Source organism: Micromonospora sp. CA-248260 (assembly GCF_050942205.1).
In the GTDB taxonomy this organism is placed as follows: domain Bacteria; phylum Actinomycetota; class Actinomycetes; order Mycobacteriales; family Micromonosporaceae; genus Micromonospora; species Micromonospora antibiotica.
This window is the reverse complement of sequence record NZ_CP192021.1, coordinates 480,431-493,775: the sequence shown is the minus strand read 5'-3', so window position 1 is coordinate 493,775 and position 13,345 is coordinate 480,431. Positions and strand designations below refer to the sequence as shown.

The following is a 13,345-nucleotide window of genomic DNA, read 5'->3' as shown; positions in this document are numbered from 1 at the left end:
CAACCGCGTGATTTACCCGTTCGGCGTGGCCGAACCACCGGGCGGGCCAAGAACCTCAAGACCATCCGCTTCTCCCCCACGGGCCAAGAGGTAGCCCCGGATGCGGGCGGCAGCAGCCCGGTAGATCTCCCGGCGGTGCGCCGGGGTCGCCGGATCCGCCAGCGCGGTCGGCAGATCCACCAACCGGATGTCCGGATTCAGATCGATCCAGGTGGGAACGGCCTCGGCCCGGGTCACCCGCCACTTCCCCTTGGCCGTCTCGGTGAAGGTGAACCGCCCCATCACGCCCTCCCGGTTGGCGGGGATCGGTTCCGCGTGCCGGGCGACCTGGTTGCCCATCCCGAAGACCACCCACTTCTGGCCGATCTTCTCGATCGGCTGCACCACGTGCGCATGGTGACCCAGGATCAGATCGATGTCCGGGGACGCGATCAACAGCTTCGACCACTCCTCCTGCTTGGCGTCCGGCAGGTTCTCGTACTCGGTGCCCCAGTGCAGACTCAGCACCACGATCTCCGCACCCGCCGCGCGCAGCTTGCGCGCCGCCGCGAGGATCCTGGGCGGCTCGATGAGGTTGGCGATCCACTCCTTGCCCGCCGGCCGTCGCAGCCCGTTGAAGTGCAGGCTGTAGGCCAGGTGCCCGACCCGTACCCCGTTCTTGGTGTAGATCCGTGGGGTGAGCGACTCCTTCTTGGTCCGCGCGCTGCCGGTGTGCCCGATCTTCGCCGCGTCCAACGCGTCCAGGGTACGGACGACCCCCGCCTCGCCCTGGTCGATGCTGTGGTTGGACGCCGTCGAGCAGGCATCGAAGCCGGTGCCCCGGATCGCGTCCACCACCTGCGGAGGGACGCTGAACTTCGGGAAGCCGACGAACGGCCCGTCCGGCTTGGCCAGCGGGGTCTCCAGGTGACAGATCGCCAGGTCAGCACCCTCGACCGCCGGGCGGGCGTGCCGGAACAACGGGTTGAAGTCGAGCGCGGCGGAACGCCCCGCACGCTTGGCGTCCCGGCCCGCCTGATGGGTCAGTTCCGGGTGCACCAGCACGTCACCGGCGCCCAGGATGGTGAACAGCCGACGCCCGGAGGAGTCCTGGCGTACGGCCGGGTCGGGCGGGGTGCTGACCGGCCCGACCTCGGCGACCGGCGCACCCGCACCGATACCCGGCGGGTCAGCGGGCGAATCGCCCCGTGTCCCGCTGGTACGCCAGACGATCAGCCCCGCTCCGGCCAGCACCGTCCCGACGAGGGCGACGATGCCCGCCACCTTCAGCGGCCGGCCGCCACCCGCACTCTCCGATTTGGACACCGCGACAGAGTAGGCCATCACGCACCGGACGTGAGGCCCCTTTCAGCGGCTCACTCGCCGTCGGCAGCCACCGTGGCCTTGCGGGGAGCAGCCTTGCGGGCCGGCGTCTTCTTGGCCGTCGTGGCCTGCTTCGTCGCGGTGGCCTTGGTGGTCGTGGCCTTGGCCGCCGTCGTCTTCTTCGCCGCCGTGGTCTTCTTGGCCGGCGCCTTCTTGGCGGGGGCCTTCTTCGCCGCCGCCTTCTTCGGGGCCGGGCCCTTCGCCCGCTTCTCGGCCAGCATCTCCGACGCCTGCTCGACGGTCAGTTCCTCCGGGGTCTGCCCGCGCCGCAGCGACGCGTTGAACTCCCCGTCGGTGACGTACGGCCCGAACCGGCCGTCCTTGATCACCAGTGGCTTCTCGGTCAGCGGGTCGACGCCCATCTCGCGCAGCGGGGGCGCGGCGGCCCGACGCTGGCGGGTCTTCGGGGCGGCCAGCAGGGCCAGCGCCTCGTCGAGGGTGACGGTGAACATCTTGTCTTCCGAGTCCAGCGAGCGGAACTCGTCACCACGCTTGACGTACGGACCGTAGCGGCCGTTGTTGGCGACCACCTCACCGCCGTCCGGGGCGACCCCGATCACCCGGGGCAGGCTGAGCAGCTTCAACGCCTCGTCGAGGGTGAGCGAGTCGGGGGTCTGCGTCCGCAGCAGCGACGACTTGCGCTCGCCGCTGGCGACGTACGGGCCGAACCGGCCGGACTTGAGCACGATCGGTTCCCCGGTGGCCGGGTCGTCGCCGAGCTTGCGCTCGCCGCCCCCGCCGAGGAACAACTCGTGCACCTTCTCCGGGGTCAGCTCGTCGGGGGCCAACCCTTCCGGGATCGGCGCCCGGTCGCCCTGGCCGCCGCCCTCCTCGCCCTCGGCCTTCGGCGTCGGCTGCTCGCCGGGCAGGGCCCGTTGCAGGTACGGCCCGAACCGGCCCACCCGCACGACGACCTCACGCCCCTCGTCGTCGGTGTGCAGCGGGATCGAGTTGACGCTGCGCGCGTCGATCTCGCTGAGGTCCTCGGTGACCAGTTTCTTCAACCCGCCCGCGTGGGCGATGGCCTGGTCACCGGTGCCGTTGCTGCTGCCGAAGTAGAACGCGGTGAGGAAGTCGACGGCGGCGTGGTCGCCCCCGGCGATCTCGTCCAGCTCGTTTTCCATGCTGGCGGTGAAGTCGTAGTCGATCAGGCGCGGGTAGTGCCGTTCCATCAGCCCGATCACCGCGAACGCCAGGAACGTCGGGATCATCGCCTGGCCGCGCTTGGTGACGTAGCCGCGGTCCTGGATCGTCTGCATGATCGACGCGTACGTCGACGGGCGGCCGATGCCCAGCTCCTCCAGCGACTTGACCAGCGACGCCTCGGTGTAGCGCGACGGCGGCTGGGTGTGGTGGCCCTGCGCGGCCAGCTCGTCGGCGGTCAACGGCTGGTCCTTGACCAGGGTGGGCAGCCGCCGCTCGGCGTCCTCGGCCTCGGCGTTCTCGTCGTCGCTGGACTCGACGTAGGCCCGCAGGAAACCCGGGTCGGTGATGGTCTTGCCGGTGGCCCCGAAGTCCGCCTCCTCCTGCGCGGCGGAGACCGCCCGGATGCGCACCGAGACGCTGGAGCCGACCGCGTCGGTCATCTGCGAGGCGATGGTGCGCCGCCAGATCAGCTCGTAGAGCTTGAACTCCTCGCCGGACAGCTCCTTGGCCACGTCGCCCGGGGTGCGGAAGTTGTCCCCCGCCGGGCGGATCGCCTCGTGCGCCTCCTGGGCGTTCTTCACCTTGCCGGTGTAGCGGCGCGGCTCCGGTGGCACGCTGCGCTCGCCGTACAGCTCGACGATCTGCCGGCGGGCCGCCGCGATGGCGGTCTCCGACAGGTTCACCGAGTCGGTACGCATGTAGGTGATGTAGCCGTTCTCGTAGAGCCGCTGCGCGGTGCGCATCGTCTGCTGCGACGAGAACCGCATCTTGCGGGCCGCCTCCTGCTGGAGGGTGGAGGTGATGAACGGCGCGTAGGGGCGACGACGGTAGGGCTTCTCCTCGACCCGGGTGACGGTGAACGGCCGCCCGTCCAACCGGGCCGCCAGGCCCCGCGCCCCGCTCTCGTCGAGGTGCACCACGCCCGCGCCGGGGCGTACCCGGCCGGTGGTCGGCTCGAAGTCCTTGCCGGTGGCGATCCGGTCGCCGTTGAGGGCGACCAGGGTGGCGTTGAAGGTACGTGGGCCCTCGCCCGGCTTCGCCACCGCCAGGGTGGCGAGGATGTCCCAGTATTCCGCGGTGCGGAAGGCCATCCGCTGGCGTTCCCGCTCGACCACGATCCGGGTCGCCACGGACTGCACCCGGCCCGCCGAGAGCCTCGGCATGACCTTCTTCCACAGCACCGGGGAGACCTCGTAGCCGTACAGCCGGTCGAGGATGCGGCGGGCCTCCTGGGCGTCGACCAGGTCCCGGTCGATCTCCCGGGGGTTGGCCACCGCGGCCTGGATGGCCGGCTTGGTGATCTCGTGGAAGACCATCCGCTTGACCGGCACCTTGGGCTTGAGGGTCTCCACCAGGTGCCAGGCGATGGCCTCGCCCTCGCGGTCCTCATCCGTGGCCAGGAAGATCTCGTCGACCTCCTTGGCCAGCTTGACCAGCTTGTTGATCTGCTGCTTACGGTCGGCGGAGACGACGTAGAGGGCATGGAAGCCGTTGTCGACGTCCACCCCGAGGCGGGCCCACGGCTCACCCTTGTACTTGGCCGGCACGTCGGCGGCGTTACGGGGGAGGTCCCGGACGTGGCCGAAGCTGGCCTCCACGACGTACCCCGGGCCGAGATAGCCCGAGATCGTCTTGGCCTTCGCCGGTGACTCGACGATGACCAGACGGGTGGTTCCAGCGTTGCTCGGCACGTCTCTCCCCGACTCCGCTCCTGCTCCAGGCCCGATTCGGGCCGTGTCGCGCCCGCCGGACCACGGTTGGTCCGGATGTCCAACGTAACGCGCCGCCCGGGTTCCGGGTCCCGGGGGCGGCAATCAACGTCCGCGCGGCGACACCACCGACGCCACGCCGGCCGCAGCGGCCGGACGGCGCCACCGTACACCGTGGGTAGGCCCGGAAGTGGGCCACGGTGACGGGGACGGACCCCCGACCTGGGCGAATCCCGCTGCTCACGGAGTGAGACGGTCAGCATACTGTCCGCGATACTGTCCATGATCGGACACTTGGCCAGTCTGCACGACCGCCTCCGGTAGGCCGATGGTGCCGCATCCGGGGCGTCCCGACAGCGCAACATCGCCGCCGTCGGGTCGATCACCACCCGGGCCCGGGCCAACGGGGCCAGGCGGTGCAGGGCAGGGTGGGGCCGGGCAGAGCGTCGCCAGGCGGGGCGGTCACGGCCAGAGGTCGACGGGGGCGGTGGGCGGTCGGTCGCCCACCAGCTCGGCCAGCCGGGCCAGCCGCCGCCCGCCGATCCGGAACGCCGGGCCACCCGCCTCCGCCTCCAGCAGCGCCGCCGGCAGACCCACCACGGCGAGCGCCGCCCGCACCACCGGCCACCACGGCTCGTCCCGGGGATGCAGGCGCAGCAACAGGCCGGCCTCGTCGGCCGCCCCCGCGGCGGCCAGCCACAGCCGCAACCGCCGGCCGTGCAGGTGGAAGTGGCCCGGCGGACGCTTGACCCCGCCGGCCAGCCAGGCCGTCGCCAGCGGGGCGAGGGTGGTCAGATACGAGGTACGCACGACCCAGCGCTGCTCCCCGGTCGCCTCCCAGCCCGCCGCGAGCCCCCGCCGGGCCAGCTCGGCGACGAGCACGTGCACCCGCCAGGCCGCGTCCACCTCGACGGACAACCGGGCGGTACGCCCCATCCGGTGCACCTCCCCCGGGCCGGCCAACAGCCCGGACAGATCGGCGACGGACGGATCGGCCGCCTCGGAGCCGAACAGCGACAACTGACGCACCGGCTCCCCGGGCGGGTCGGAACGACTCAGCGACACTCCGGGACCTCGTCGAAGGCCTGTTTGAGCTCTTTCGAGTTGAGCCGCCCGGTGTCCAGCGCGCTCGCGTCGTACTCCTTGTTGAGCTTGTCCACCGCCGCCTGGACGCCGTCGTAGAACACGGTGGCCCGCCCGGTGTCCAGCGCGTCGATGGTGTCACCGGCGCGTCCGTAGGCGTCCCTGATCCTCTCCAGGGACGTCCGGAACCCCTTCGACACCTCGTCGCCGCGGTCGGTCTCCGGGATGCCCGCGTCGGCGATCCGGCGGCGGGCCGTCTCGCTGGCCTGCTCGGCACCGGCGAAGAGCCGCACCAGGTTCTCCTTCGCCTGTGCCGGGGTGGTCTGCGCGGTCATCTGCTGGTGGGTGCTGCTGGTGAGCTTGCTGATCTCGGCCCGCCACGGGGTGAGCGCCTCGCAGACCGAGGCCGCCCAGGCCCGTGGGCTGGGACCGCCGCCGCAGCCGGCGACGACGAGGACGGCCGTGGTGAGGACCACCGTGAGCTTTCCGGCGGCACTCGCCCGACACGTACGCATGCGATGCAGCGTACGGCCTCCGGGCGATTGCGCCAGCGATCAGGTTTCGCGCTGGTCGGCCCCCGCAGCGGGTCCCCGGGACGGCCGGGAACCCGCTGCGTCGTCACTCAGACGTTGGCCGGTTCGACCTGCTTGGGGTCGTTGCCCGCACCGGTGCCACCACCGTCCGGGGTGGAGTCCATCGCGACGCCCTTGCGCTTGCTGAACACCACCGCCGCGACCACGATCAGGGTGGCGACCGCCGCGATCGTCAGGCGCAGCGGGGTGTTCCGGTCGTCGCCGACGCTCCAGGCCACCACGGCCGGCGCGATCAGCAACGAGACCAGGTTCATCACCTTGATCAGCGGGTTGATCGCCGGGCCGGCGGTGTCCTTGAACGGGTCACCGACGGTGTCGCCGATGACCGTCGCCTCGTGCGCCTCGGAACCCTTGCCGCCGTACGCGCCGTCCTCGACGAGCTTCTTGGCGTTGTCCCAGGCCCCACCGGAGTTGGACAGGAAGACCGCCATCAGGGTGCCCGCCCCGATCGCCCCGGCCAGGTAGGAGGCCAGTGCGCCCGGCCCGAGGCCGAAACCGACCGCGATGGGGGCGAGGATGGCCAGCAGGCCGGGGGTCATCAGTTCACGCTGGGCGTCCCGGGTGCAGATGTCGACGACCTTGCCGTACTCGGGGCGCTGGGTGCCGTCCATGATCCCGGGCAGCTCGCGGAACTGCCGGCGGACCTCCATCACGACCGCGCCGGCCGAGCGGGAGACCGCGTTGATGGCCAGCCCGGAGAAGAGGAAGACCACCGCCGCACCGATGATCAGACCGACCAGGTTGCGCGGGTTGGCGACGTTGAGCGCGCCGAGGATCTCGGCACCGACGTCACCCACGCCCGCGTCGGAGTACGCGGTACGCAGCGTGTCGGTGTACGAGCCGAACAGCGCGGTGGCCGCGAGCACGGCGGTGGCGATCGCGATGCCCTTGGTGATCGCCTTGGTGGTGTTGCCGACCGCGTCCAGCTCGGTGAGGATCCGCGCGCCGTTCTCGTCGATGTCGCCGGACATCTCGGCCACGCCCTGCGCGTTGTCGGAGATCGGGCCGAAGGTGTCCATCGCGACGATCACGCCGACGGTGGTGAGCAGGCCGGTGCCGGCCAGCGCCACCGCGAACAGCGACAGGGTGATGGAGCCGCCGCCGAGCAGGAACGCGCCGAAGACCCCGGCAGCGATCAGCAGCGCCGAGTAGACCGCCGACTCCAGGCCGACGCTGATGCCGGCGAGGATGACGGTGGCGGCACCGGTCTGCGAGCTCTTGCCGATGTCCTGCACCGGGCGGCGGGTGGTCTCGGTGAAGTAGCCGGTCAGCGCCTGGATGGCGGCGGCCAGCCCGATGCCGATGACGACCGCGGCGATGGTCACCCCGCGCGGGCCGAGCGGCGGGTCGCCGCCGTCCACGCCGAGGCTGGCCCGCCACTCGGGGCCGAGCAGGTCGGCCCAGGTCGGCTGGAGGTAGAAGTAGGAGGCGATCGCGACCAGCACCGCGGAGAACAGGGCCGAGAGGTAGAAGGCCCGGTTGATGGCGGTGAGGCCGTTGCGGTCGGAGGCGCGCAGCCGGGTGATGAACACCCCGACGATCGCCACCAGGACCCCGATCGTGGAGATGATCAGCGGCAGGACCAGGCCGTCCTCACCGAACGCGGCACGGCCGAGGATCAGCGCCGCGACCAGCGTCACCGCGTACGACTCGAAGAGGTCGGCGGCCATGCCGGCGCAGTCGCCGACGTTGTCACCCACGTTGTCGGCGATGGTGGCGGCGTTGCGCGGGTCGTCCTCCGGGATGCCCTGCTCCACCTTGCCGACCAGGTCGGCACCGACGTCGGCGGCCTTGGTGAAGATGCCGCCGCCGACCCGCATGAACATGGCGAGCAGGGCGGCACCGAAGCCGAAGCCCTCCAGCACGGTCGGCGCGTCACCCTTGAAGAAGACGACCACCATCGCCGCGCCGAACAGGCCGAGACCGACGGTGAGGAAGCCGACCACGCCACCGGTGCGGAAGGCGATCTTCATGGCGGCTTCCCGGCCACCGGTCGCCTCCCGGGCCGCCGCGGCGACCCGCAGGTTGGCGCGGGTGGCCAGCCACATGCCGGCACCGCCGATGAACGCGCTGAACAGGGCGCCGACCACGAAGAACACCGATCGGCCGATCTTCACCGCGAGTTCGCTGCCGTCGGTGTCGTGCACCGGCAACAGGAAGAGCAGCACGACGGCGACGACCACGAAGATCGCCAACGTCCTGAACTGCCGGAGCAGATAGGCGGAGGCGCCCTCCTGCACCGCGCCGGAGATCTCCTGCATGTTGGTGGTGCCCTTACCGGCTGCCAGCACGGCCTTGGTCAAGGCGGCGGCGAAGACGAGTGCCACCAGCGCGATGACCGCGGCGATGACGACGTACGTCAGGTTCTCACCGGTGAGGGACAGCGCGCCGCTATCGGCGGCCAAGGTCCCGGACATCTATGTCCTCCTGTACCGAACACTGTCGCGCCGGCCAGTGGACGTATGGCCGACGCCTGGATGCGGTGGCGCACCTGCTCCGACCCGCCCCGACGGCAGATGATCAACATCTATGTTCGCTGGCTGCGGGAAGGATCACGTGCTGACAACTCACAGACTGTAGCCCTGGTCAGTGTTGGAGGTCACACCTGGGGGACACCGTGTCCGGATGATCTCCGTAACTGTGTTATGAGGAAAAATCTGATATAGGAGGCCATCAACAATAGGAGGCGGTGACCCACCAAGGGTCACCGCCTCATGTACGCAGAGTGTCGATCAGCGGCCGACCGGCCACACCATCCGGACCTCGGTCCCGACGCCCTCGGCCACCGGACGGACCTGGAGATCCTCCACGAAACCAGCGAGCAACGCGAAGCCCACCCCGGTGGTCAGGGCCTCGTCGGTCAACGCCTCGTTGGCCAACTCGTCGGCGTTCAACGCGGCCAGGCCCAGCCCCGCCTCGATCGGCGCCCGGTCCACCACCCGCACCGAATACGCTCCGGAGTCGGACATCTCCACCAGCACCGGATCGGCCAACCCGTACTGGTGGTGCAGGGCGACCGCCCGGGTGCACGCCTCACCGATGGCCAACCGCACCTCGTCGAGCAGATCCTCCCGAACCCCGGCCCGACGGGCCACCGCGACACCGACCAGGCGGGCGGTACGCACGTGCACCGGGGCCGGCGAGAAGGAGAGCCGGACCGTCGCCATCACGTGCCGGAGCCGGTGGGGTCGGCGGCGATCGCCGCGTCGACCGTCGGATGCAGGGGGAAGACCTGGTCCAGGGCGGTGATCCGGAAGATCTTCAGCAGCGGCTCCTTGTCGCAGACCAGGGCGAACGACCCCCCGGCCGAACGCAGCCGCTTGAGGGCGCCGACCAGCACCCCCAGGCCCGTGGAGTCGAGAAAGTCCACCCGGCCCAGGTCGACCACGACCTGCCGGGCGCCGCCGTCGATCAACTCCAGGAGCCGTTCGCGCAGTCGTGGTGCGGTGTAGACGTCCACCTCACCGCCGACCTCGAGCACCGTGTGCTCCCCCACGGTGCGGGTCGCCAGCGACAGCTCCATCAGTCCTCCTCCGAGAGCCGTAAACTCTCCTGGGCATCTAACCATCCCCGCCGGACGGCCCGGCGAGGTCACCGGCGGCGGCTCCTCCATACCCACCGGGCCGGTTGTTCAGCACCGAACACCAGTGCGAGAGTGCAGGACGTGAACCCCGCAGCCACCGCTACCGCAGGCCCCGGCACCGGGCGAGGGCCCGCCGAGCTGCTGCACCGGCTGCGCACCCGGCACCGGGCCGACCCGGTCACCCACGTCGAGCGGGTGCCGGCCCGCGCCGGGCAACAGGCGCCCTGGCCGCAGTGGGCACCCGAGGAACTACGGGCGGCGTTCGCCCGACGCGGCGTCACCGCCCCCTGGCGGCACCAGGCCGAGGCCGCCGAGCTGGCGTACGCCGGGCAGCACGTGGTGGTCGCCACCGGCACGGCGTCCGGAAAGTCCCTGGCGTACCAGCTCCCGGCGCTGGCCACCCTGCTCGCCGACCCCCGGGCCACGGTGCTCTACCTGGCCCCCACCAAGGCCCTCGCCGCCGACCAGCTGCGCGCCGTCGCCGGCCTCGACCTCGACGGGGTACGCCCCGCCTGCTACGACGGCGACACCCCGCGCACCGAACGGGAGTGGATCCGCCGTCACTCCCGGTTCGTACTCACCAACCCGGACATGCTGCACCACGGCATCCTCCCCGGGCACGCGCACTGGTCTGGGTTCCTGCGCCGGCTGACGTACGTGATCGTCGACGAGTGCCACACCTACCGGGGCGTCTTCGGCTCCCACGTGGCGCACGTGCTGCGTCGGCTACGCCGCCGGTGCGACCAGTTCGGCCGTACCCCCGTGTTCCTGCTGGCCTCGGCCACGTCGGGCGACCCGGCGGCGACCGCCGGGCGGCTCACCGGCCTGCCGGTCACCGCCGTCACCGAGGACACCTCGCCGCGCGGCGGGGTCACCTTCGCGCTCTGGGAACCGCCGCTGCTGCCGCCGAACACCGACGTCGAGGCCGTCGCCGACGACCTGACCCAGGTCCGCCGGTCGGCGCTGCGGGAGACCGCCGACCTGCTCGCCGACACTGTCGCCGAGGGGGTACGCACGCTCGCCTTCGTCCGGTCCCGACGCGGCGCGGAGGTCGTCGCCGCGAACGCCCGACGGGCCCTGGACGAGGCGGTGCCCGGCCTCGGCGAACGGGTCGCCGCCTACCGGGCCGGCTACCTGCGCGAGGAACGCCGGGAGCTGGAACGGGCCCTGCTCCACGGTGAGTTGCTCGGGCTGGCGTCCACCAACGCGCTGGAGCTCGGCGTCGACCTGGTCGGGCTGGACGCGGTGCTGATCTGCGGCTGGCCGGGCACCCGGGCGTCGCTGTGGCAGCAGGCCGGCCGGGCCGGCCGCTCCGGCGACGAGGCGCTCGCCGTGCTGGTGGCCCGGGACGACCCGCTCGACACCTACCTGGTGCACCACCCGGAGGCCCTGTTCGGCCGGCCCGTCGAGGCAACGGTGCTCGACCCGGCCAACCCGTACGTGCTCACCCCGCAGCTCGCCTGCGCCGCCGCCGAGTCCCCGCTCACCCCTACCGACCTGGACCTGTTCGGCGAGGGGGCGAAGGAGGCCGTCGACGAGTTGGTGCGGGCCGGTGACCTGCGGCAGCGGCCCACCGGCTGGTACTGGCGGCACCGGGAACGCCCCGAGGTCGACCTGCGTGGCCAGGGCGGGGCGCCGGTCTGCGTGGTGGAGGCGTCCACCGGCCGGCTGCTCGGCACCGTCGACGGCGGGTCGGCGCACTTCCTCGTCCACCCCGGGGCTGTCTATTTGCACCAGGGCGTCTCGTACGTGGTCGACGCGTTGGACCTCGACGACGGGTGCGCGCTGGTGCACGCCGAGGAGCCGGACTGGTCCACCCACGCCCGGGACGTCACCTCGCTCTCGGTGGTGTCGGTCCGCTCCTACCGGGACGCCGGGCCGGTCGGGCTCTTCCTCGGTGAGGTGGACGTGACCAGCCAGGTGGTCTCCTACCAGCGTCGCCGGATCGCCTCCGGCGAGGTCATCGACACCCGCCCGCTGGACCTGCCCGCCCGGGAGCTACGGACCGTCGCGGTCTGGTTCACGCTCTCCCCGCAGTCGCTGGCGGCGGCCGGGGTCGAGCCGGCGGACGCGCCGGGGGCCCTGCATGCCGCCGAGCACGCCGCGATCGGGTTGCTGCCGCTGATGGCCACCTGCGACCGGTGGGACATCGGCGGGCTGTCCACCGCCCTGCACCCGGACACCGAGGCGCCCACCGTGTTCGTCTACGACGGTCACCCCGGCGGGGCCGGCTTCGCCGAGCGGGCCTACCGGACGGCAGCGGCCTGGCTGGGCGCCACCCGGGACGCCATCGTCGAGTGCGGCTGCGAGTCGGGCTGCCCGTCCTGCGTCCAGTCCCCCAAGTGCGGCAACGGCAACAACCCGCTGTCCAAGCCGGATGCGGTCCGGGTCCTCGACGTGGTCCTGACCAACCTCCCCACCGGGATGCCCGTCCCCACCCAGCCGACCCCTGCCCCGCTGGTTCCTGTCCCACCGGCTCCCGCCCAGCTGACTCCCGCCGAACCGGCTCCCGCCCCGGCTGCTGCCCAACCGGCTCCCGCCCAGCCGGCTGCTGCCCAACCGGCTCCCGTCCAACCGGCTCCCGCCCAGCCAGCTCCCGCCCAACCGGCTGCTGCCCAACCGGCTCCCGCTCCCGCTGCTGCCCAGCGGGCCTCCGCCGAGCGGTAGCGCGGCGCGGTCGGCGGTTGCTGCGGGTGCGGTGCGATTCCGGCCCGTGATCGTGCTTGAGCCGGAGGACAAGTGGGCATTGATGCATGGGAGCGCTTCCATCGATAATGGGGAGTGCAGCCCCACCGCCGACCCTGCCGTTCTTCCCCCTTTGGAGGAGAAGCCGTGGCCGACACCATCGCCGAGACCGTCGACCTGCTCTACACCATCGACCAGGACAATCTCACCCCGGACCAGTTGATCGCGCTGGGTGCCGCACTGGCCAGCCTGGCGCAGGCGGAACGCCTGGACCAGATCAACGAACGACTGCGGGGCATCCACCAGGTGCTCAACACCTGGGCGCTCAAGGCGACCGCCGAGGGGCGTTGACGGCGACCGCTCACCGCTGACGACGGCGAGGCTCACCACTGACCACGGCGAGGCTCACCACTGACGACGGCGAGGCTCACTACTGACGGTGGTGATCGCTGATTGCTGGCTGGCACTGACGGTGGTGATCGCCGGCTGCTGCCTGGTGCCTGGTGGCGGGCGCTGACCGTGGGGTTGTGCGAGACTCCGGCGCACCCTTCGGAGGAGTTTTCATGCAGCTAGACAGTTTGCAGGCGCAGCACCAGTTCCACGTCCGACAGCGGATCCGGATGATGGTCAACCAGTACGAGGTCCGGGCCGTGGCGGCGGACGGCACCGAGGGCGAGTTGTTGGCGTTCGCGCAGCAGAAGCGGCTCGCCTTCAAGGAGCAGGTCACCATCTACACCGACGACTCCAAGCAGCACCCCCTGCTCGGTTTCAAGGCCCGGCAGCGGCTCGACCTCGGTGCCACGTACGACGTGACCGACCACGCCGGCACGCCGATCGGGCTGTTCCGCAAGGACTTCGCCCAGTCCCTGCTCCGCTCGACCTGGCACGTCGAGCAGGCCGGCCTGCCGCAGATCACCGGTCAGGAACGCAGCATGCCGGTGGCGCTGCTGCGCCGGTTCGTCGACTCGCTGTCGTGGCTGCCCTACCACTTCGATTTCATCGCGGGTGGCCAGTCGGTCTTCTCCGTGATCAAGAAGTGGGGGCTGCGGGACCGTTACGTCGTCGAGGTGTCGCACCCGCAGATCGACCGGCGGCTGGTGATCGCCATGGCGATCGGCCTGGACGCACTCCAGGGCCGCTGAGCCACCGGCCGGCCCGGTCTCGGCTCGCCACCGGCCGGCCCG

10 protein-coding genes are annotated in these 13,345 nt (G+C 71.5%); 3 read left to right on the top strand and 7 right to left on the bottom strand.

Features of this window, described 5'->3' with window-relative positions:
- Nucleotides 1-12: 12 nt before the first annotated feature.
- From ACQP2H_RS02355 to ACQP2H_RS02325, 7 genes are all read right to left on the bottom strand, one after another.
- Nucleotides 13-1,305, bottom strand: a complete 1,293-nt coding sequence (locus tag ACQP2H_RS02355) for a CapA family protein (protein WP_308290984.1) — start codon at nt 1,303-1,305, stop codon at nt 13-15.
- Between the two features lie 50 nt (nt 1,306-1,355).
- Nucleotides 1,356-4,199, bottom strand: coding sequence for a type I DNA topoisomerase (topA, locus tag ACQP2H_RS02350; protein WP_357533083.1), 2,844 nt, complete (start codon nt 4,197-4,199; stop codon nt 1,356-1,358).
- A gap of 480 nt (nt 4,200-4,679) precedes the next feature.
- A complete protein-coding gene (locus tag ACQP2H_RS02345) occupies nt 4,680-5,276 on the bottom strand; it encodes a hypothetical protein (protein WP_433233422.1) in 597 nt (198 codons plus the stop codon).
- Complete coding sequence (locus ACQP2H_RS02340) at nt 5,273-5,815, bottom strand: hypothetical protein (protein ID WP_208565556.1); 543 nt, start codon at nt 5,813-5,815, stop codon at nt 5,273-5,275. Before ACQP2H_RS02340 ends, ACQP2H_RS02345 begins: the two co-directional genes overlap by 4 nt.
- A gap of 107 nt (nt 5,816-5,922) precedes the next feature.
- On the bottom strand, nt 5,923-8,310 hold the full coding sequence (locus tag ACQP2H_RS02335; protein WP_219465955.1) for a sodium-translocating pyrophosphatase: 2,388 nt from the start codon (nt 8,308-8,310) through the stop codon (nt 5,923-5,925).
- Between the two features lie 315 nt (nt 8,311-8,625).
- Nucleotides 8,626-9,063, bottom strand: a complete 438-nt coding sequence (locus ACQP2H_RS02330; RefSeq protein ID WP_091244524.1) for an ATP-binding protein — start codon at nt 9,061-9,063, stop codon at nt 8,626-8,628.
- Nucleotides 9,060-9,416 (bottom strand): STAS domain-containing protein, encoded by a 357-nt coding sequence (locus ACQP2H_RS02325; RefSeq protein ID WP_219465953.1) that lies wholly within the window; start codon nt 9,414-9,416, stop codon nt 9,060-9,062. The genes ACQP2H_RS02330 and ACQP2H_RS02325 overlap by 4 nt, the downstream gene beginning before the upstream one ends.
- A gap of 132 nt (nt 9,417-9,548) precedes the next feature.
- On the opposite strand from ACQP2H_RS02325, the gene ACQP2H_RS02320 reads away from it, so the two are divergent.
- From ACQP2H_RS02320 to ACQP2H_RS02310, 3 genes are all read left to right on the top strand, one after another.
- On the top strand, nt 9,549-12,143 hold the full coding sequence (locus ACQP2H_RS02320) for a DEAD/DEAH box helicase (protein WP_433230772.1): 2,595 nt from the start codon (nt 9,549-9,551) through the stop codon (nt 12,141-12,143).
- Between the two features lie 165 nt (nt 12,144-12,308).
- Nucleotides 12,309-12,512 (top strand): hypothetical protein, encoded by a 204-nt coding sequence (locus ACQP2H_RS02315; protein ID WP_208565553.1) that lies wholly within the window; start codon nt 12,309-12,311, stop codon nt 12,510-12,512.
- A 212-nt stretch (nt 12,513-12,724) separates the two neighbouring features.
- Entirely contained in the window at nt 12,725-13,303 is a 579-nt protein-coding gene (locus tag ACQP2H_RS02310) for a hypothetical protein (RefSeq protein ID WP_357533077.1), read from the top strand.
- Nucleotides 13,304-13,345: the final 42 nt, after the last annotated feature.